The following is a 20,512-nucleotide window of genomic DNA, read 5'->3' on the forward strand; positions in this document are numbered from 1 at the left end:
AGGATGGCTCGCCGCTGTGTTCTGGTGGCGCGGCGGACGGTGCGTCCGACGTCCAGGACTCGTCCTTCGGCGTTCATGACCAGGCGGGTGAGGCTGGAGGTGGATGCCAGGCGGTGGATGTCGGTGATGGGGAGGAACTGTCCGGTGGCCAGCAGTAGTCCGGGCAGCGTCCGGCCCGAGATCAGCCCGCCAGGGGTCACCCAGTCAGACACCCGCCCTCTCCGTGCCGAGCGTCGTCTACTGCGCGGCGCACTCGCCGTGTCCCGTGACGTGCTTCGCCTATCCCGCGATGTACTCGCTGTATCCCGCGATGGGCCGCCCGTGGCTTGCGCCCAGTCTCGTCCGTCCGCTGTCGTGCACGCTTCATCCCGAGTCGTGCCACGACCCTGGCCGGACGGCCCGCGTTCCTGCCCGGGCGTGTTCCGCCCGCTTGCGGACGGCTCCCGCGCGCGCCGTGCTTTGACCGGCTCTTGTCGTGTTGTGGGCGGCTCATCTGTGTCTGATGCCGAGGCTGTAGCGGGAGGTCCGCTCTCGGTCCTGGCGCCAGCCGCACTCGCGGCCGTGGTGGTTGCGCTGTTGAGGTGAGCAGCTGTGTGACGCGTCTGGGTGTCATCGGCGGCCGAGTCGCCAACGGCTGCCGCTGCCCCGTCGGTGGCCGCCTCTTGGCCGGTCGTCTTTCCGGCAGCCGTGTCTCGGGCCGCCGCATCCTGCGGCGCGGCCGTGCCTTGCCTGGCGGCGTCCTGCCTGGCGGCGTCCTGCCTGGCGGCGTCCTGCCCGCTCTGGGCGTGGTCAGTACTCTCCCGGGCTGCCGCGCCCTGGGTGGTGGTGGTGGTGCCGTGGCCGGCTTCCTCGCAGTCGGCGCTCTCGCGGGCAGCGGTGTTCTCGCGGGCTGTCATGTCTTGTGCGCCGCTGTCCTGGGCGGCCCTGTCGCGGGCAGCCTCCTCGGAGCCGCTGTCGTGGTCGGCACTGTCCGGGGCTGCCACGTCCTGCGTGGCCGCAGCTTGCGTGTCGGTGCCCTGGGCCGGGGTGCGCTGGGCCGGGGTGTCGTGGCTGGGGGCTGCTGGCGGGTCGTCGGGGAGGGACTCGGCGTTGACCAGAACCAGCAGCTCGGTGCCGATCTGGTGTTCCAGCAGGGCGATCAGCGTGTCTGCGTTCCGCACCCGCAGCGGCCGGTCATCACCTTCGGCCTTGGGCTTGGCGTACGCATCCAGCAACGCCCGAAGCCGCGCGCCCGCCTCCCGGGGCAGCCGGAACTCCCCCTCCAGGCCGCCGGTGGAGCTTTCCCGCACGAGCAGGAAACGTTGCCGGTAGTCGGCCTCGGCGTCATCGGCCTCCCCATCAGGGTTCAGCACGGCGTGCAGGTAGCGGCCGGCCCGGGCGATCTCCGCCGGAGTCGCCTGCTCGGCGAGCGTGATGAGGATCGGCTCGGCCAGCGCGGCCTGCTCATCGGTCAACCGGCCGGTCGCCGCGCAGATCGCCGTCACATACCCCTCCGCCAGGCTGCCGTCGGCGAACCGGGCCCGCACCGTGGGTAGGCGGGCCAGCTCCACCGCGAGCGCCAGCATCCGGCCCGCGCCCGCGACACTCATCCTGGCGGCGGTACGCAGCCAGGACTTGGTGGAGGCATGCCCGTACGCCTTGGCCTCACCGGCGGCATGCACCCGCTCCACCCGCGCCGCGATCGCGGAGATGAGCCGATCCCGCGCGAACAGCAGGTCTTCCGCCTCGGCCAGGCACACCCCCGGCGAGTCCGGCACCAGCGCGAGCGCCAGCTCAGAGGCCGTCTCCCGGACCGAGGCCACCAACGGCCACGACACTCGACCAGTGGCGGTCGAAGAGCAGGTGGACGGTCCGCCAGAGGCCTCACCGGTGCCTGACGCGTTACCGGCACCAGGGGCGTCAGCCGGGCAAGAGGTGGCGCGCACGTTGTGACCGTCAGCGGTGCTGCTCGTGGGAGAGGGGCCGGTGGTGTCAGGACCGTTGACAGTGTTGCTCGTCGAAACGCCAGTGGCGGTGAAGGCGCTAGCGTCGGCGGGGGAGTCATCCACGTCTGGACTGACATCGCCTCGCTTCGGTGAGAAAACGGAATCTCGGCCCGGAAAGAGCGGATTTTGTCCCGGCGATCCGGGAAAGAATGCCATTCTTGGAGAAACCGGTTCACGAGAGACCGGACGGCCACCGTCATCCGTTATGGGCAGGAAGTCGTCAATGGCGAAGGCCGAACTTCCGTGGGATATATCGGCAATTCCGGTCATGCTGGGGGCCGCTACCTGATCCCACCAACCTGCACCCAAGGGGCTGGACTTGGCGCGACTTGGCGACTCCCCCGAAAAGAATCCGGAAGGCCCGAAGAGCTCGGCCACGCCACCCCCGATCGCCGATTAGAACGTGTGTATGAATACTGTCAGAAATTCCGGAGGTCGGCAAGATGAATTCGTAAAGAATTTCGATGACCGTATGGATAGACTATTTCGGGAAATATTGGGACACCCATTCCTGAGAGTCATCGTTTCCTTCTAGATAGTCGCCAGACGGCGGTCCGGTGCGCTGGTCGGTGAGGTTGGGGCCGCGGTGCGGGCGGCAGGAGCGGTCAGGTCAACCTCGGCGTGGCATCGCGGGCCGCGCGGCCGGGACCCCGGTCGGAAGTCCTCGGCCGCGACCGAGGGCAACCGGGCCGTAGCGCCAGTAGCGGCAGGCCCAGCGGGCGACATCACCAACGCCCGTGCCCAGTCAGCTAGTGGCCCGTCACCCAACCTTGGCCGGGTAACTCGTCCAGCTTCTGATCGGCGAGCTGGCGGCAAAGCTGGTCTTGGGCTCGGCTCGGGCGTTGCGCCAGCGCACGTAGGCACCGAGCGCCGCGTTCTGCTCGTCATGGGTGCGGTGGTCGGTGCCGTTCAGCGCGTAGTAGCGCAGCGCGTCGAACCCCTTCTCGTTGAAGGCGTGGATGACGTCGCGCACGTAGTCGTCGCTGACCTGCATCAACGAGGTGATGTCCGGGACGCTTTGGCCCTGGCCGGACATCATCACCACGATCGCCCGCCGCAGCTTGACCGGATCCTTCGCGCTCCGCGTGATCCGCTGCAGCTTGCGGCCTTCCTCCATGGTCAACGGCCGGACGAACACTTCCGGTCGGTGAGCCACGACCACCTCCCAACGTTGAAGAGGCAGCCAGCCTGACGGGTTCACCGCCGGAGATCAATTACCCGTCCGAGATCCGGTGACGGGCCACTAGTGTCCGGACGGGCGCACCAGTCCCGTCTCGTACGCGAAGACCGCCGCCTGGGTCCGGTCACGTAGGCCCAGCTTGACCAGGATGCGGCTCACATGTGTCTTCACGGTCTGTTCCGCCACCACCAGCCGCGCGGCGATCTCCGCGTTCGACAGACCCTGCGCGATCAGGGACAACACCTCGGACTCGCGTTCCGTCAGGTCGCCGACGCGGTCCTTGAGCGGGGTTCGGGGGGCGCCGGTCATCCGGGAGAACTCGGCGATGAGGCGCTTGGTGATGTTCGGGGCGAGCAGGGCGTCGCCGGCCGCCACCACCCGTACCGCCTGGGCGAGGTCGGCGGCCGAGGCGTCCTTCAGTAGAAATCCGGAGGCACCCGCGCGCAGCGCCTCATACACATACTCGTCGAGGTCGAAGGTGGTCAGAATGAGGACCTTGACGGCGCTGCCGGACAGTTCCGTGATGCGGCGGGTCGCCTCGATGCCGCCGAGCTGGGGCATCCGGATGTCCATCAAGACAACGTCCGGGGTGAGTTCGGCGACCTTGGCGACGGCGTCGAGGCCGTTCACGGCTTGGCCGACGACCGCGATGCCGGGTTCGGCGTTGAGCAGCACCGTGAAGCCTTGGCGGACCATCATCTGATCGTCGGCGATCACTACGCGGATGCTCCTCACAGGGTGCCCTCAACATCCTCGGCGGGCGGCTTCTGCGGGTTTGCGGGCAGGATCGCGGTCACTTCGTAGCCTCCGTCGGGGGTGGGGCCGACGGCCAGTTCGCCGCCCAGCATGGTCGTGCGTTCGCGCATGCCCGACAACCCGTGTCCGGCGACCGGGAAGGGCGGCGCGGGATCCTCCGGCGCGGTGTTGGTGACCCGGATGGTGAGAACGTCCGGCTGATATCCGATCTCCACTCGCGCCTCCGTTCCGGGAGCGTGCCGCATCACGTTGCTGAGCGCCTCCTGAACGATACGAAAGGCCGACAACTCGATGCCCGGTGACAGCGGACGCGGTTCACCGGTGGTCCGGGCGGTGACCGTTTGCCCGGCGTCGCGCACATTGTCGACCAACTCGTCCAGCTGGTCGAGGGTGGGTTGCGGGGCGTGCCGCGCCCCCTCCGACTCGGGGTCCTCCGAGCGCAGCACGCCCAGCACCCGGCGCAGTTCGGTCAGCGCCTCCACCGCGTTCTCACGGATTCCCGCGAGGTTCTCCCTCAACTCTTCGGGCGGGTCCTCGACCAGGTGCGGAGCGACCTGCGCCTGAATCGAGATCAACGACATGTGGTGGGCGAGCACATCGTGCAGCTCGCGGGCGATCCGGTTGCGCTCCTCCAGCAGGGTGCGCCGGGCCCGCTCCTCGGCCGTGAGCTCCTCCTGTATGACCAGCTCCGTACGGGCCACCCGGCTGCCGCGCAGCGCGGCGCCCATGACCACCACGGTGCTGAGAATCGCGGCGGCGGCACCGGCGTCGTAGTTGTGCGCCTGGGAATTGAACATGCCGCAGGCCAGTCCCGCGAGGATACTGATCAACAGCGCCTCGACCGCGGCCCGCGGGCGGACCCTCAACGCCAGCAGGAGCAGCACCCCGGCCTGCAGCGCGAGCCCGGGGCCGGTCCAGGGCAACAGCGCATCCGGGGTGCGCGGCTCCGAGACCACCGCGATGACGACCATGGCGATCGTCACCGCCCACCACGCCAGCACCGGCCGGAAGAGCGCGAGGACGAGCGCCACCCCCTGGAGCCCGCCGAGCAGCACGGCGTACGACGTGTCCAGCCTGAAGAGCGAGACGAGCTGGTTGATGTGGGGGATGACGATGGACGCCGCGGCCATCACCAGCAGCATCACGAACGCCGGCATCCAATCCAGCCAGCTGGGCCGCCCCGTATGCGGTATCGGTTCATGCCCCGTCGTCCACAGGTCGTCGCGCAGGTTACGGGGTACCGCCCGCAGTGCCGCCATCAGCCGCATCTTGCGGCTCATCTCCTCCTTCTGCACAGAAGTCACCCTAAACACGCCACACCTCCAGCGTCCGGGCGGGCCGCCTCTCATGTTCGACACAGCCGGGTCGTCTCTGCTCGTGGGTACGGAACGCGGCCCAGCACACCAGCAGGGCCAGCGCGAAGGCCGGCAGCCAGGCCAGCCGGGCGAGGACCCAGCCGGAGCCGTCGGGGACGGTGTGCAGGCCCGGCAAGGGCGTGCCCGCGAGCATGCCGATCGCGGTGACCACGATCATGGCGCTCTGATGCCAGAGAAAGATCGTCATCGCGGACAGGTTGACCAGTGCCACCGGCGCCCACGCGGCGGGCCGTTGTAGCACCCGCCGTAGTGGGCCGGTCAGCAGCAGTGCCGCGCCGCACTGGGCCAGCCCGAAGATGACGACCGCGAGGGTGGGCGGGTCGAGGTTGGAGACAGCGGCGCCGGGCACTCCGACCATCGCGGCCGGGTAGCCCGCCCCTGCCACCAGTGCGGAGGTGGCTGCGCCACCGCCCAGCAGCAGCCCCCATCCGGTCGCGCGGCCGCGCAGGCTGCCCCGGGCCCAGGCCGCGCCCAGGCAGTACGGCACCAGCCACCCCGCCGCGACGTTGATCCAACCAAGCCAAGCGGGCCCGCCCCACCAGAACCGGGCCAGATCGACCAGCGCCACCGTAGCGAGCGGCCACACCGGGTGCAGCCGGGCGGCCAGCGGGGTCGCCGCTGTCAGCGCCGCGAAGACCAGCAGGAACCACATCGGCGACAGCACCAGCTTGACCAGCGCCCGCACGCTCTCCAGCCCAGCCCCGGCGGCCAGCATCGCGACGACCGCCACGCTCCACACCACCAGCACAACTGCGACCGGCCGAAACAGTCGGCCCATTCGGGCGCCGAGCCACCGCCCATACCGTGTGCCCCGGGCGCGGGCGGAGGCGTGACTTCGCGCTGCGACCTGCCCGCCCACCAGGAAGAAGACCGCCAGGGCCTGCAACAGCCAGGAGATGGGGGTGAGTTGGGGAAGGTGCCGCAGCGGGCTGGTCGTGCGCACGGTGCCGCTGTCGGCGACCAGGGCGGTCACCAGCCAGTGGCCGAGCACCACACCACAGATGGCCAGGGCGCGCAGCGCGTCGACAGCCCGGTCGCGGCCGGGCGGAGTGGCCGCGTCGACGCGCTGGACGATCCGCCGGAGGGGGTGCCGGAAGGGGTGTTGTAGGAGGTCACGCATCACGGCCCGCCTCAGCAGGGGCCTGTCCGGTGACGATCCGGGCGATGCTCTCCAGTGACAGGGAGCCGTGTCGCAGGTAGCCGCTGTGGCCGCCGTCGCCTGCCGGGAAAAGGTGGGCACCGAACTCCGGGGAGACCGGGTCGGTGCCGAAGCCGAGGGTGGCGAAGGGGAGGTGGAGCCGGGTGTGTGGGACGTCGGCGATCCAGTCGCCGCTGCTCCGGCTGGCCCAGACGGTGGCGCGGGTGTGCAGCGCGGCGGCGGTGTCGGCGGCGACGCCGGCGCTGCCGTACAGGACGATGTCGGCGACGTCCAGCCCGGGCGCGGCCGCGGCGCAGACGACGCTGCCGTAGGAGTGGCAGAGCAGGCTGATCCGGGCGGCGGGTCGGGCGGCGTGGAGTTCCCGCACGAAGGTGTTCAGGTCGGGGGCGGCTTCCTGCGCGCGGTCGGGTGTCAGCGCGCCGAGGCTCACGGTGCTGGGGGTCGGGTAGCCGAGCCAGGCGATGACGGCGGTTCTGACGGCGGTTCGGTCGCCCAGCCTCTGCTGGAGGGCGAGCCCGCCCGCTCGGACGTATCCGTATTTATCGAGGTTTGTGTCGGAGCCGGGGACGAGTACGGCGATCTGTTCGGCCTGGGACAGGTCGCCGAAAACTTCGGCGGTGCGGCCGCCGTCGCGGCCATCGAAGAACAGGAAGTGGCGGGCGGGGTCGGCCATGGCGTGCAGCATCGCGGCCCGCCACTGGTCGCCGTGGTCAGTGGCCATCCGCCCGGCCGCTTGGATGTCGTCGCGGCTGGCGGTGTATCGCTTGGTCAGGGCTGCGGGGGTGGCGTCCCGTAGCGGGGCGGATGCGGTGGGGGCGGGCGCGGGGACGGCCGCGGAGCGGGCGGCACCCGATACCGGCACGGCCACCGAGGCGGTGATGAGCGCGGCGAGCAGGGTGCGGCGCGGGCGGCTCCCGCGCGGGTGGGACGCCATGGGGGACGGTCCTTCCGAAGTGGATCTCCTTCGTGCTTCGGACAACGAAGCTATGGATCACACCTCGTGGTCGGCGTCCCGCCGAGGAATGCCTTTCTCGCGTAGCTCTTAAGTACTACGGGTAGGGGTTCCAGGTTTGGTCAGCCACCCCTGAACGCTGGCGGGGCCTTCGGCGTGGCAATCCACCCTGCCCCGGGCGTCCCGGGGAGATGGATGCGCTACTCCCATGACCGCGCGGAAGGGTATGGACGGCCGCCTGTTCCGGCCCCGTGCCGTGTTTCACGGAACGGGGCCGGAACAGTGATCGGTCAGAGAACCGCAAGAACCCCGTCCATCGGACGGCGATGGACGGGGTTCTTCCGGACCAGAGTCTCTTGAGCTGCGGAGACGCTATCGAACGGGCAGGCCGGTGACGGAGCGGCCGATGATGAGACGCTGGATCTCGCTCGTACCTTCAAAAATCGTGTAGATCTTCGGCGTGCAAAAATCCAATCTGCTTTCCGCGGGGCCCGGGAATGTCGGCCGGAGGCTCCGCTCCGACCTCCTCCTCCGCCTTGCGCGGCATCCATCTGGCTGATCCTCGCTACGACAAAGATCCACGAAACACGCTCTAGCTAGGCCTCAAGGCCTCACTGCTGGGTGTCACTGCTTGGCGTCACTGTTAGGCGGACTCGCGGACGACCAGTTCGGTGGGGAGGATCACCGGGTCGGCCGGGCCGCCCTCGAACAGTCCGAGCAGGAGTTTCACCATCGCCGCCGCCTGCTCGGTGAACGGATGCCTGATCGTGGTCAGCGGGGGCTCGGTGAACTTCGCCGCCTCGATGTCGTCGAAGCCGACGACGGCCACGTCGTCGGGGACCCGCCGGCCCGCCTGCCGGAGCGACTGCAACGCGCCGACGGCCATCAGGTCGTTGGCCACGAAAACCGCGTCGAGATCCGGATCGTCCCGGAGAAGTTGGCGCATGGCGACCGCGCCGGACTCGCGGGTGAAGTCGCCGACGGCCACGATCGAGCGGCGGTCGGACTCCCGCAGCATGTTGCGGTACCCGGCCAGCCGGTCCTGGCCGCCGATCATGTCCTGTGGCCCGGCGATCGTCGCGATGCGGCGCCGTCCCTTGTCCAGCAAGTGCTGTACGGCCTTCTCGGCGCCGCCCACGTTGTCGTTGTCCACGTACGGCAGGGGCACGGGCACGGCGGGCCTGCCGTACGAGACGATCGGCACGGACATGCGGGAGATCGCGGCGGGCAGCGGGTCGGCGCCGTGCATGGAGATCAGCATGACGCCGTCCACGTGGCCGCCGGAGATGTAGCGCTCGATCCTCGCGTGGCTCTTGGGCGAGCCCGCCAGCATCAGCACCACCTGCCGGTCGGCGGCCTCGAGCTCCAGGCTGGCCGATCGGATGACCGTGGAGAACATCGGGTCCTCCGAGAAGACCCTGGTCGGCGGCTCGGACACGACCAGGGCGATCGAGTCGGTCCGCTGCGTGACCAGGCTGCGGGCGGCCGAGTTGGGCACGTATCCCAGCTCGTCGACCGCGCGCAGCACGGCCTCTCTGATCTGCGGCGTCACCGTCGCCTGGCCGTTGACGACCCGGGAGACGGTCGCGCGCGACACCCCGGCCCGCGCGGCGACCGCCTCCAGAGTGGGTCGTTTCATCTGTCCCCCTGTGAGCCGTAGGAGAGGCCGTTGCGGCCGATGACCTCGCGGTACCACAGCGCGCTCTCCTTGGGAATGCGCCGCTGGGTCGCGAAGTCGACGTACACGATCCCGAACCTCTTGTGGTACCCGTACGCCCACTCGAAGTTGTCCAGCAGCGACCATACGAGATAACCGCGCAGATCCGCACCGGCCGAGATCGCGGCGTGCGCGGCGCGCAGGTGCGCGTCGAGGTAGCCGACCCGCTCGGGGTCGGACACCCGTCCGTCCTGGATGACGTCGTCGAAGGCGGCGCCGTTCTCGGTGACCAGCAGGCCCACCTCTGGGTAGTCGCGGGACAGCCGGAGCAGGAGCGACTCCAGCCCGGCCGGGTCGATGGGCCAGTCCATCGCGGTCGTCGGCCCGGCCGGCGCGTCGAACCGGATGCCCTCGCTGCCGGGGAACGCCGGGTTGGCGGGTTCGCCGGGGGCGGAGGAGACGAAGGACGGGTTGTAGTAGTTGATCCCGAGCAGCTCCAGCGGCTGCCGGATGATCTCCAGATCGCCGTCCCGGATGTGGTCGAGGCCGCCGTGCCGCGCGGCGATCTCCAGCACGTCGTCCGGGTAGCTTCCGCGCAGCGCGGGATCGAGGAACTGCCGGTTGAGCAGCCCGTCCACCGTGGTCACGGCGGGCGCGGCGTCATCCGGCCCGATCACGGGGGCCAGGTTGAGGGTGAGCGCGATCTCCGCGGCTCCGGCCGTACGCAGCGCCGAGGCGGCCAGCCCGTGCCCGAGCAGCAGGTGGTGCGCGGCGCGGAAGGCGGCGGCCGGGCTCTCCCGCCCCGGCGCGTGCACCCCCGAGGAGTAGCCGAGGAACGCCGCCACCCACGGCTCGTTCAACGTCGTCCAGGTCCGGATCCGGTCGCCGAGCCGGTCGTGTACGGCCATCGCGTAGTCGGCGAACCGGTACGCGACGTCCCTGGAGGTCCAGCCGCCGGCGTCCTCCAGCGCCTGCGGCAGGTCCCAGTGGTAGAGCGTCGGGTAGGGCGTGATGCCGTGCGCCAGGAGCTCGTCCACGAGCCGGTCGTAGAAATCCAGCCCGCGTGGGTTGACCGGGCCGGACCCGGTGGGACGCACCCGCGGCCAGGCGACGGAGAAGCGGTAGGCCGCCAGGCCGAGCCCGGCCATGAGCCGGACGTCCTCGGCGTAGCGGTGGTAGTGGTCGCAGGCGACGTCTCCGGTGTGGCCGTCGGCGACCTTGCCCGGCATGCGGGAGAAGCTGTCCCAGATGGAGCGCCCTCTGCCGTCCTCGGCGGCGGCGCCCTCGATCTGGTACGCCGCGGTCGCGGCCCCCCAGACGAAGCCGTCGGGGAACGCCAGCCGCCCGCCGCGGCCTTCGTCCGTCTCGCCGCGCACGGTCCCGGCAGGTACGGTCCCGGCAGGTACGGTCCCGGCGGGCGCCGCCGCCGTCACGGGAGGTTCCCCGGGGTACGCGGTGGTCGTGGCGCTCATCCTTTGACAGCTCCCTGCATGATTCCTCCGATGATCTGCTTGCCGAGAAGGACGAAGATGAGCACGAGCGGCAGCGTCGCCACCGCGGTCCCGGTCAGCCCGAGCGTGAAGTCGCGGACGTACCCGCTGGCGAGCTGGGACAGCGCGACCTGCACCGTCGGGTCGTCCGGGGTGAGGACGACCAGCGGCCAGAAGTAGTCGTTCCAGGCCGTCATGAAGGTCAGCATTCCGAGCACGGCGGCGGCGGGTCGCGCCGCCGGGACGACGACGTGACGGAACAGCCGCCAGGTGCCGCAGCCGTCGATCCGTCCGGCTTCGAGCAGCTCGGTCGGAAGGGCTCGGCTGAGGTACTGCGTCATGAAGAACACGCCGAACGCGTTGACCAGCGCGGGCACGATCACGGCGTACAGCTTCCCCGTCCACTCCAGTTTGATCATCAGCATGTAGAGGGGGATGATGCCGAGCTGCGTCGGGACCATCATGGTCACCACGGTGAGCAGCAGCAGCGCGTTCCGCCCCCGGAAGCGGAGCTTCGCGAACGCGAAACCGGCCAGCGTGGAGAAGAACGTCACCGAGACGGTGATCGTGCCGGCCACCACGAACGAGTTGAGCAGCGCCAGCGCGAACGGCGTGGTGTCGAAGACCCGGGACACGTTGGCGAGGAAGTTGCCGCCGGGCAGCAGCGGCGGCGGCATCTCGGCCAGCGCCGCGTTGTCGTGCGAGGCGACGATCACGCTCCAGTAGACGGGGAAGGCGGAGAAGAACGCCACCGCCAGCAGTGTGAGATAGGTGAGCGGGTGCTTGCGCAGGGATCTCATCCGCGTACCCCGGTTCCTGCGCGCGTCGAGCGGCTTCCTTCGCACATCGGGCTTCCTTCGCGCATCGGACGGCTTCCGTCACACATCGAGACCTCCGCGCATCCTGCGGACAACCAGGTAGTTGAATCCGACGACGAGCACCACGAGCAGGAACATCACCCACGCGGCGGCGGAGGCGTAGCCGAACTCGAAGCTCCGGAAGCCCTTCTCGTACAGGTAGAGCGCGAGCGTCTGGAACTGCCGGTCGGTGCCGCCCGTGGTCGCCGCGCCGTTGCTCACCTGGGCGCCGAACAGCAGCGGCTCGGCGATGATCTGCATCGAGCCGATCGTGGTGACGATGATCGTGAAGATGATCGTCGGGCGGATCATCGGGATCGTGATGCCCCAGAGCTGCCGGGCCGCCGAGGCCCCGTCGATGGTCGCGGCCTCGTAGATCTCCCGGGGTACGGCCTGCATCGCGGCCAGGTAGATGAGCGCGTTGTACCCCGTCCAGCGCCACATGATCATGGTGGCGATGGCGACATGCGAGCTGGCCACGTTCGCCTGCCAGTACACGCGGTCGATCCCGACGAGATCCAGCAGCGCGTTGACCAGGCCGAAGTCGCGGCCGAAGAGCTGGCTGAAGATCACTACGACGGCGACGACGCTGGTGACGTTCGGCAGCAGCAGGGTGATGCGGAACAGCGTCTGCGCCCGAAGCGGGCGGTTCAGCAGGTGGGCGAGCACCAGCGCGAGCGCCAACTGGGGCACCGCGGACAGGACGCCGATCGACAGCGTGTTGAACGCCGCGTTCCAGAAGTAGCCGTCGGAGAACAGCTCCCGGTAGTTGTCCAGGCCGATGAACGGGTTCGCGCTGCTCAGCAGGTTCCAGTCGTGGAGCGAGACCCACGCCGTGTAGATCAGCGGGAAGACGCCGAAGGCGGCGAAGAGCAGGAAGAAGGGCGCGACGTAGGCGTAGGGGGAGACCAGCCGGTCCAGCCGGTGGCGCCACGGCGAGGTCGCCGCCCACGTACGGCTCCCGCCCGGCGGCGGGTGCGGCGGGCTCTCGGCGGTCGGCGCCCGATGGACGACGGGCATCGGGAATCCTTTCGTTCCGGTTTGTTTCCGGGTCTTCCGGGGTGCCCCAGGCCGGGTCTTCCGGGGCGTTCCGGGCCGGGTGGTCCAGGTGTTCCGGTCGTTTCAGGGACGGTGGGCCCCAGAGATCACCCTGAAGGATCACCGGGTGGCGGAGGGGCCCACCGGGCGCCTGGTTACTTGACGTTCTCGACGTCCTTGAGGACCTGGGTCCACGCCTGCTCGGGGGTCTGCTTGCCCTGCTCCACCCGGCCGAGGCCGTTGCCGATCGCCGTGCGCACGTCACCCTCCTTGGGGCCGAGGTGCTGCGGCTTGAGGTTCCTGGCGGCGTCGGAGTAGATCTTGCCGACGGGCGCGCCGTTGAAGAAGTCCTTGGTGAAGTTCTGGATGTCCGGCTGCTCGTACAGCGCCGGGATCGAGGGGAAGTTGCCGATCGCCTTGAAGACGGCCGCCTGGCTGTCGGGCGACGTCAGGAAGTCGACCAGCTCGGCCGCCTCCTTGGGGTGCTTGCTCTGCTTGGGAACCGTGAGATGCGTCCCGCCGGCGTTGCCCGCGCCGCCGGGAACGGTGGCGATGTCCCACTTGCCGGACGCGTTCTTGGCCTGGTCCTGGATGTACGCCGTCATCCAGGCCGGACAGATGATCGTGGCGAACGAGCCCTTGGCGAATCCCGTGTTCCACTCGGGCGTCCACGCGCCGATCTTGGCGGACAGGTCGTCCTGGACCATCCGGATGGACAGGTCCCAGGCATTCTTCACGTCCGGGTTGGTGGCGACGACGATGTTGTCCTGCGCGTCGTACACGCCGACGGGGGCCTGCGCGATGATCGCCCGAATGATCTCGCCGGGGCTGTCGAAGAACTTCGTGCCCTTGGGCGCCGCGGCGCTGAACTTCTTGCCGGTCTCGATGTACTCGTCCCAGGTGGGCCACAGCGCCGACACCTCGTCGCGTTTGGTGGGCAGCCCGGCCTTCTTGAACAGGTCGGTGCGGTAGCACATGGCCAGGCCGCCGACGTCGGTGCCAAGGCCCAGGACGGCCCCGTCGGGAGCGACGCCCTGCTGCCACTTCCAGTCGAGATACTCGCCCTGGCGCTTGTCCAGGCCGTACTGCCGCAGGTCCTGGAACCGGTCGGGCTGGGCGGTGAACTGGCTGATGAAGCCGACCTCGATGCCCTCGACGTCGGCGGCGCCCGCGCCGGTGGCGAGGTGCGCGGCGAGGTTGGTGTGGTGGTCGGCGTAGGCGGCCTGGCGCTCCTCGATCTCGATGTTCGGGTGTGTCTTCTTGAACTCCTCGTACAGCGGCTTGAAGCCGAAGTCGCCGAAGAGGCCGACGGTCAGCTTGATCTTCTCGACCGGGGCGGCCGAGTCTCCGCTCGCGGGGGTGGAACCGCCGCCGCCACCGCACGCGGTGAGGGTCAGCAGCGTGGCGGCGACCATGGGGGCGAGCAGCCGGGGGAGCCGGCGGCCGGTGCGGGGGATGCCCATGAACCCTCCTCGGGTTCCGAGTTAACGATCATGAAGAGAGCGCTCTCGCACAAGGGTCGGCCGCGCTTCTCGAAGCGTCAAGGGTCATATCAATAACGATCCTCGTTATCTGATCAGGCCCTCGTTGCTCATGAGAGCGCTCCCATATCGCGAATCCGCAGCTTCACGACGGCGCGGCGTGCCGTTTGGGGCGCGCCCCTCGTCAGGGGGCGCCTGTCGTGTGAGGGGTCCGGGTTCGTACGCCCCGGAGCCGGGCGGGTGATCCGTGGTCGCCCGGCCTCGGCCGCGCACCGCAAAGAGAGCGCTCTCCTGATCTTCGAGAAACATTCTCTTCCCGTTGACAGACGGTTGCCGCGTATCTAGCGTCAACGGCGCTGAGAGCGCTTCCAGCCCGATCTCGGTCGTACCCCCACCTCGCGGAGGTCGCTCCATGAGATTCCCTCGCCCCAGTCCCAGCCCCAGTCCCAGTCCCAGTCCCAGTCCCAGTCGCCGTACGAGACTTCTCGCTTCATCCGGCCTGGCGGTCCTGACCGCCCTCGCGCTGACCGTCCCGGCCCTTCCCGCCCAGGCGGCGACGGTGACCGTCGGGGCGGGCAGCTACACCACCGACCTGCCCGCCGGGGCGAGCGGCCCGGCCAACTCCAACGGCACGCCCGTCACCCCCAAGGTGACCGGGAACGTCACCGGCAAGGTCCCCACGAACGACTGGTGGTCCTCCCTCGCCTTCCAGCGATACGCGGGCAACCCGTACTCCGAGAACATGTACGGCCACCCGCTCGCCTTCCACGCGGTCGCCGGAGGGCTGGAGGTGAGCTACCCGACCACACCGCTGATCAGCGGCGACGGGCGGATGTACGAGTATCCGCACGCCCGCGACCTCACGATCGGCGTCACCGGGCTCAACTCGCCCGACACCAAGGCGGACGGGTGGTCCGACTGGACCGTCACGCCGTACTGGTCGGACGGCACGCGCGCGCTCAGGGCCACGATCGGGCACGGCCAGCCCTACGTGTACGCGACCCCGAGCGGCGGCAACGCCCAAGTCTCCTTCGTCGCCACGCCGAACGTGTGGGCCGACCGGGGCAACGTCCTCGGCGTCACCGTCAACGGTCACCACTACGGCGTGTTCGCCCCCTCGGGGACCGACTGGACGATCAGCGGCACGGTCGCGACCGACGCGCTGGGCGGGAAGAACTACTTCTCCGTCGCCGCGCTGCCGGACACCTCGGCCTCGACGCTCGACCTGTTCGCGAAGTACGCGTTCAGCTTCGTCACCGGGACCAAGGTGACCTGGGCGTACAACGAGGCGACGGCCCAGCTCACGACCACCTACACGGCGACCACGACGGCCAAGGAAGGGACCCAGACCGGCACGCTCCTCGCGCTCTACCGGCACCAGTGGCTGGCCACGAGCGACACCCTCACCCCGTACACGTACGTCTCGCCGCGCGGCACGATGAGGCTGCGCGAGGGCGCGTCGTTCACCACCAGGCAGACGTTCCACGGCGTGCTGCCCTCGCTGCCCGACCTCGGCGCGTACGACCGGACAAGGCTCGGCGGCTACGTCAGGCAGGAGGCGAACGCCGCCGACCCGTGGAAGGGGGCGACCGACACCTACTGGACCGGCAAGGCGCTCGGCCGGCTGGCCCAGCTCGTGCCGATCGCCGAACAACTCGGCGACACCGCGTCGCGGGACAAGCTGCTCGGCCTCCTGAAGGCGAAGTTGGAGAGCTGGTTCACCGTGGGCGGCGAGCAGTTCCGCTACGACGCGACCTGGGGCGTGCTCACCGGCTACCCCGCGTCGTACGGCAGCGACACCGAGGTGAACGACCACCACTTCCACTACGGCTACTACCTGATGGCCGCCGCCACGGTGGCGAGGTACGACTCCGCGTGGGCGGCGAGCTGGGGGCCGATGGCCAAGCTGCTCGCCTCCGACGCCAACAACGGGGACAGGTCGGACGCCCGGTTCCCGTTCCTGCGCAACTTCGACCCCTACGCCGGGAACGGCTGGGCGTCCGGTCACCAGGGGTTCGCCGCCGGGAACAACGAGGAGTCCTCGTCGGAGGGGATGAACTTCGCGAACGGTGCCATCCTGCTGGGCGCGGCCACCGGTGACACCGCCCTGCGCGACCTGGGCATCTATCTCTACACGACCCAGACGGCGGCCATCGCGCAGTACTGGTTCGATAAGGACAACGTGGTCTTCCCGTCCTCCTTCGGCCACCACACGGTCGGCATGATCTGGGGCAGCGGCGCCGCGTACTCCACCTGGTGGACGGCCAACCCCGAGGAGATCCACGGCATCAACATGCTGCCGATCACCGGCGGCTCGCTCTACCACGGGCTCTATCAGGCCGACGTCCGGCAGAACCTCGCCGAGATGGAGGCGAACAACCCCGGCCCGGCCGTCGAGTGGAAGGACGTCATCTGGGAGTTCCGCGCCCTCGCCGATCCGGCGGCGGCCAAGGCGAACTGGGACGGCGGCTACCCGACCCTGACGCCCGAGTCCGGCGAGTCGCTCGCGCACACCTACCACTGGATCTACAACCTGGCCAGGATGGGCACGGTCGACACCGCCGTGACCGCGAACATCCCGACCGCCGCGGTCTTCGTGAACGGCTCGACCCGGACGTACGTGGCGCACAACTTCGGCACCGCCGGCCGTACGGTCACCTTCTCGGACGGTGCGACGCTGACGGTGCCGGCCCGTTCGACGGCGACCAGCGCCGGCGGGCCGTCACCCTCCCCGTCACCGTCCCCGTCTCCCTCTCCCTCTCCGTCGCCGTCGGGTGGCGGAGTGGACGCGCGGTCGAGGATCGAGGCGGAGGCGTACCAGGACCAGTACGGCACGGCGCTGGAGGCCACGACCGACACGGGCGGCGGCCAGAACGTGGCCTACATCGGCAACGGCGACTGGCTGAGGTACGACAACGTCCAGTTCGGTGGCACGGCGGCCACGCAGTTCAAGGCGAGGGTCGCCTCCGGCGCCGCGGGCGGCGTCAGCGGACTCGTGGAGGTCCGGCTGGACAGCCGCACCAGTGCTCCCGTCGGAAGCTTCGCGGTCGGGCCGACCGGCGGCTGGCAGAGCTGGCAGACGGTCCCGGCGAACATCTCCGGCGTGACCGGAACACACACCGTCTATCTCACGTTCAGCAGCGGGCAGCCCGCCGACTTCGTCAACGTCAACTGGTTCACGTTCTCGACCACGTGACCCGGCCGGGCGGTCGCCGAGGGGACATGCCCCCGGCGACCGCCCGGTGCCTCTATGAGGTCACGCCGGCCATGGGCCGATCACGACGGTGTGGGCGCCGGCGCTCCGCCGCCGTGCCCGACCGACCACTGCGGGCGGCTGAGGTTCACGATCAGGGCGGCGGGAGCGTTGTTCCCCTTGCTGGGGCTGATCACCAACACGGTGTCGCCGGTCGAGATGTCACTCAGCCCCTTACGCCCGGCGCAGATCCGGGTGGAGTCGTCGATCTTGTAGGTGCGGGCGAAGCCGTCGGTGCTCGTGACCGCGATGAAGCCCTTATTGATCGAGCTCACCTTCCCGGTCTGCGTGGTGACGGTCTGGTAGCCGCCGCCGCGCTTCGGGACGACCAGTTCGCCGTGGACGGCGCCGAGCGGGCCCTCCATCATGTGTCCGGGCGCGCCCCCGGTCGGGGATTCGCTCGGCGACGGGTTCGGCTGGGCCGGGGCGCTCGCCCGCGCATCCGGAGCCGCCATGCCTGTACCGGTGGCGAACATCAGGGCGGCGGCTCCGAGAAGGAGCCCGCGGCGAATCCGGCGCCGCGACGACGGCGCCTCGTGCCGAAGCTGAGATGGGCTGAACTCGCGATCGATCATCGGGATTCCGGGGCGCACGCCCCCGACCAGTATCGGCCGGTGTTAGCCGGTATCGGCAGGTATCAGCCGGTGTCAGGTGGGGAAGGTCGCCCCTCCCTCCTTTCGGTTTCCGCTGCGCTCGGGCGCGTCCGATAACGGGATCGGTGCGACGGGCGCCCTCGTTCCGCGATCAGTCGCCGCGGCGGGCGCCTGGCTCCGCTGCTACCCCGCCGAGCACGACGCTGACCGCTGCGCTGGTAAAGCTCTCGTCGAGCGGCAACTGGCGGAACACCACGCGCAGCCATACGGCCCCGGCCAGGAGATCCATGATCAGCATCGGGTCCACGCTCTCGCCGATCTCGCCGCGGGCCCGGGCGCGTTCGAAGATGGGCAACTCCCTGGCGTACCTGTCGGCGAAGAAGCCGCGCGTCGCGGCGGCCAGTTCCGGGTTGCCCGCGGCGGCGCCAAGTGCGGCGACGGCGATGTCGCACGCGGGGGGAGCGGTGAGGAGCCGCGCGGTCGCCTCGACGACGGCCTGGAGGTCGCCGCGCAGCGAGCCGGTGTCGGGCACCTCGAAGTCGAATGCCCGCGCCTCGACCAGGGCCGTGCCGAGGAGGGCGGCCTTCGACGGCCACCACCGGTAGATGGTCGTCTTGTTGACCCCCGACCGCTCGGCCACGCCCTCGACCGTCAGGCCCTCGTACCCCTTCTCGGCGAGCAGGTCGAGGGTCGCGTTGAGGATGTCGTGCTTCTTGCGCGGTGCCATGACGGCCACCTTATCGCCATCGCAACGCATCGTTGCGTTGTGGTTGGATAGATTCGCAACGCAACGTTGCGTTCTGTTCTTTGGTGTAGGAGGTTTCGTCATGGCGGATCTGCCCATCGTCCTCGTCCACGGGCTCCGGGTCACCGGCTCGATGTGGTCCCCGGTGAGATCGCTGCTGCGCAGCCCGTCGGCCGCCCCAGACCTGCCGGGCCATGGCTCCCGGCGCGGCGTGCCGTACGACATGGACGCGGCGTGCGATGTCGTGGCGGAGTGCATCGCCGGGCTCGGCGGGCGGGCGCTCGTCGCCGGACTCTCGCTCGGCGGCTACGTCGGCATCGCCACCGCCGCCCGCCACCCGTCGATGGTGGCCGGCCTGGTCGCCATCGGCTGTACTGCCCGGCCCGCCGGCACCCTCGTCCACGTGTACCGGCTCGCCGCGCGGCTCGCCGCCGCGAAGCCCGCGCTGGCGGACCGGGTCAGCGCGTACGGCTTGCGCCGCGTCCTGCCGGGCCCCGCCGCGGAGGCGATGGTCGCGGGCGGCATATCCTGCGAGGTGATCCCCTCCGTGGTCGAGGCGGTGACGTCCGAGGACCCGGAGGGGTCACTCCGCCGTTACCCGGGACGGGTGTGGCTGGTCAACGGGTCCCGTGATCGCTTCCGGGCGAACGAGCTCGACTTCTTGCGGGCCTGCCAGAACGGCAGCCTCACCGTGATCTCCGGGCGGGGCCACCTGGGCGTGCTCGCCGCCCCCGATCGGCTGGCCGCGTTCCTCGACAAGGCGGCGGTCGCCGTACAGGAGCAGGAGTCGTGAGCCTGGCTCGCTAAACGGGCTTCCACTCGTGGCGCTGGAGGAACGCCCGGTCGCCCGTGGCGTACTCCAGCATCGCCCGGCGCACCTCGGCGAGGTCGGAGGTCACGATGCCGCGGATCTCCCCGCCCTCCTTGAACTCCAGCTCGTAGCCGGGGGCCACCTGCATGAAGTGCTGACCGAAGCAGACGAGCGCGACGAACGGGTTCTGCGCCGACAGGGTGTCCAGCACGTCAGAGATCAGTCGGAGGTCCGGGTCCGTCACGGCCATCCCGTCGCCGGTGTGCATCTGCATCTGGGGATGAACGCCGCGCGGCTCCAGGTTGTGCACGAGATCGCGCTGCGGGTCGTAGCAGACCAGGCCGTGCTCCCGGGCGAGCGCGAAGACCGCGTTCGAGATCTCGTCTATCCGCTCCGGCGCGATGTCGTCGATCCGCTCACCGGGGAAGAGCTCGGCGAAAGCGCCGGTGAAGTCCTCGTCCGGCTCCGGTGGGCCATCGAGAAACCGTTCCCGGGCCTGGTCACGTGAGATGGGTCCGGATTCGCGCCATACCGCCAATTTCATACCTACGACGATAGGGGGCCTCCGTCGGCGAGGTCGCGGACGACGTCGATCAGCTCTGCCGGGTCGAACGGCTTGGTGAGGTAGGCGTCCACCCCGATGCCCAGCCCGCGCCGCCTGTCGTCCTCCTGCGCCCGCGCGGTGATGAGCACGACCTTGATGTGGCTGGTGCTCCGGTCGGTGCGCAACCGGGTCGCGGTCTCCCACCCGTCCAGGCGCGGCATCATCACGTCCAGCGTGATGATGTCGGGATCGACCTCGTGGACGCGGTCGAGGCAGTCCTGCCCGTCGTGCGCGGTCTCGACCTCGAATCCCTCCAGGGTCAGGTTGACCGCGATGAGCTGCCTGATGACCTCATCGTCGTCCACGACGAGTACTCGGCCCAGAACGTCGTTCACGGGCGCAAAGCTAACCCCTCGCCGGGGGTTCACGCGCGGCTTTCACCGGATCGTCGCAAAGGCGGCGCTTATCGTTGTGCGCGGGAGTCCCCCGAGACTGGTAGTCTTTCTTCTCGTTGAGCCCCCTTAGCTCAGGGGATAGAGCACCGGCCTCCGGAGCCGGGAGCGCAAGTTCGAATCTTGCAGGGGGCACTCACGATCTACCAGGGGAAACCCGACGATGACCCGCGCCGAGCGCGG

General features: G+C 69.6%; 18 protein-coding genes and 1 tRNA gene. 3 read left to right on the forward strand and 16 right to left on the reverse strand.

The window, feature by feature from the left end; translation table 11 throughout:
* From QSK17_RS27475 to QSK17_RS27535, 12 genes are all read right to left on the reverse strand, one after another.
* A partial coding sequence (locus QSK17_RS27475; RefSeq protein WP_285708265.1) for a DUF222 domain-containing protein occupies nucleotides 1-1,817 on the reverse strand: 1,817 nt, incomplete at its 3' end.
* A gap of 928 nt (nucleotides 1,818-2,745) precedes the next feature.
* Nucleotides 2,746-3,141 (reverse strand): helix-turn-helix domain-containing protein, encoded by a 396-nt coding sequence (locus tag QSK17_RS27480; protein ID WP_285708266.1) that lies wholly within the window; start codon nucleotides 3,139-3,141, stop codon nucleotides 2,746-2,748.
* Between the two features lie 87 nt (nucleotides 3,142-3,228).
* Nucleotides 3,229-3,882, reverse strand: coding sequence for a response regulator (locus tag QSK17_RS27485; RefSeq protein ID WP_502889318.1), 654 nt, complete (start codon nucleotides 3,880-3,882; stop codon nucleotides 3,229-3,231).
* Between the two features lie 14 nt (nucleotides 3,883-3,896).
* A complete protein-coding gene (locus QSK17_RS27490; protein WP_285708267.1) occupies nucleotides 3,897-5,216 on the reverse strand; it encodes a sensor histidine kinase in 1,320 nt (439 codons plus the stop codon).
* Nucleotides 5,217-5,226: 10 nt separating this feature from the next.
* Nucleotides 5,227-6,417, reverse strand: coding sequence for an acyltransferase family protein (locus QSK17_RS27495; RefSeq protein ID WP_285708268.1), 1,191 nt, complete (start codon nucleotides 6,415-6,417; stop codon nucleotides 5,227-5,229).
* Nucleotides 6,410-7,390 carry an alpha/beta hydrolase gene (locus tag QSK17_RS27500; protein WP_285708269.1) on the reverse strand — a complete coding sequence of 327 codons (981 nt, stop codon included), beginning with the start codon at nucleotides 7,388-7,390 and terminating at the stop codon, nucleotides 6,410-6,412. Before QSK17_RS27500 ends, QSK17_RS27495 begins: the two co-directional genes overlap by 8 nt.
* Nucleotides 7,391-8,051: 661 nt before the next feature.
* Nucleotides 8,052-9,047, reverse strand: a complete 996-nt coding sequence (locus QSK17_RS27510; protein WP_285708270.1) for a LacI family DNA-binding transcriptional regulator — start codon at nucleotides 9,045-9,047, stop codon at nucleotides 8,052-8,054.
* Nucleotides 9,044-10,537 (reverse strand): GH1 family beta-glucosidase, encoded by a 1,494-nt coding sequence (locus QSK17_RS27515; protein ID WP_285708271.1) that lies wholly within the window; start codon nucleotides 10,535-10,537, stop codon nucleotides 9,044-9,046. The genes QSK17_RS27510 and QSK17_RS27515 overlap by 4 nt, the downstream gene beginning before the upstream one ends.
* On the reverse strand, nucleotides 10,534-11,355 hold the full coding sequence (locus QSK17_RS27520; RefSeq protein ID WP_285708374.1) for a carbohydrate ABC transporter permease: 822 nt from the start codon (nucleotides 11,353-11,355) through the stop codon (nucleotides 10,534-10,536). The genes QSK17_RS27515 and QSK17_RS27520 overlap by 4 nt, the downstream gene beginning before the upstream one ends.
* A gap of 78 nt (nucleotides 11,356-11,433) precedes the next feature.
* Nucleotides 11,434-12,432: a carbohydrate ABC transporter permease gene (locus QSK17_RS27525; RefSeq protein ID WP_285708272.1), complete on the reverse strand. Its 999-nt coding sequence runs from the start codon at nucleotides 12,430-12,432 to the stop codon at nucleotides 11,434-11,436.
* Between the two features lie 173 nt (nucleotides 12,433-12,605).
* Entirely contained in the window at nucleotides 12,606-13,913 is a 1,308-nt protein-coding gene (locus QSK17_RS27530) for an ABC transporter substrate-binding protein (RefSeq protein ID WP_285708273.1), read from the reverse strand.
* Nucleotides 13,914-14,278: 365 nt separating this feature from the next.
* Nucleotides 14,279-14,425: a hypothetical protein gene (locus QSK17_RS27535; RefSeq protein ID WP_285708274.1), complete on the reverse strand. Its 147-nt coding sequence runs from the start codon at nucleotides 14,423-14,425 to the stop codon at nucleotides 14,279-14,281.
* Nucleotides 14,426-14,490: 65 nt separating this feature from the next.
* Between QSK17_RS27535 and QSK17_RS27540 the strand changes: the two genes are divergently transcribed.
* On the forward strand, nucleotides 14,491-17,127 hold the full coding sequence (locus QSK17_RS27540; protein WP_285708275.1) for a glycosyl hydrolase: 2,637 nt from the start codon (nucleotides 14,491-14,493) through the stop codon (nucleotides 17,125-17,127).
* Nucleotides 17,128-17,207: 80 nt separating this feature from the next.
* Here QSK17_RS27540 and QSK17_RS27545 read toward each other — a convergent pair whose 3' ends face one another.
* On the reverse strand, nucleotides 17,208-17,759 hold the full coding sequence (locus QSK17_RS27545; RefSeq protein ID WP_285708276.1) for a hypothetical protein: 552 nt from the start codon (nucleotides 17,757-17,759) through the stop codon (nucleotides 17,208-17,210).
* A 169-nt stretch (nucleotides 17,760-17,928) separates the two neighbouring features.
* Nucleotides 17,929-18,504, reverse strand: a complete 576-nt coding sequence (locus QSK17_RS27550) for a TetR/AcrR family transcriptional regulator (protein WP_285708277.1) — start codon at nucleotides 18,502-18,504, stop codon at nucleotides 17,929-17,931.
* A 100-nt stretch (nucleotides 18,505-18,604) separates the two neighbouring features.
* On the opposite strand from QSK17_RS27550, the gene QSK17_RS27555 reads away from it, so the two are divergent.
* Nucleotides 18,605-19,315, forward strand: a complete 711-nt coding sequence (locus QSK17_RS27555) for an alpha/beta fold hydrolase (protein WP_285708278.1) — start codon at nucleotides 18,605-18,607, stop codon at nucleotides 19,313-19,315.
* A 10-nt stretch (nucleotides 19,316-19,325) separates the two neighbouring features.
* On the opposite strand, the gene QSK17_RS27560 is transcribed toward QSK17_RS27555, so the two are convergent.
* Both QSK17_RS27560 and QSK17_RS27565 read right to left on the reverse strand, forming a co-directional pair.
* Complete coding sequence (locus tag QSK17_RS27560) at nucleotides 19,326-19,877, reverse strand: hypothetical protein (RefSeq protein ID WP_285708279.1); 552 nt, start codon at nucleotides 19,875-19,877, stop codon at nucleotides 19,326-19,328.
* Nucleotides 19,878-19,879: 2 nt separating this feature from the next.
* Nucleotides 19,880-20,272 carry a response regulator transcription factor gene (locus tag QSK17_RS27565; RefSeq protein WP_285708281.1) on the reverse strand — a complete coding sequence of 131 codons (393 nt, stop codon included), beginning with the start codon at nucleotides 20,270-20,272 and terminating at the stop codon, nucleotides 19,880-19,882.
* Between the two features lie 120 nt (nucleotides 20,273-20,392).
* Between QSK17_RS27565 and QSK17_RS27570 the strand changes: the two genes are divergently transcribed.
* Nucleotides 20,393-20,464: transfer RNA gene (locus tag QSK17_RS27570), tRNA-Arg, on the forward strand.
* The last annotated feature ends 48 nt before the right edge of the window (nucleotides 20,465-20,512 follow it).

It is taken from the genome of Microtetraspora sp. NBRC 16547 (assembly GCF_030268965.1).
Classification (GTDB): Bacteria; Actinomycetota; Actinomycetes; order Streptosporangiales; family Streptosporangiaceae; genus Microtetraspora.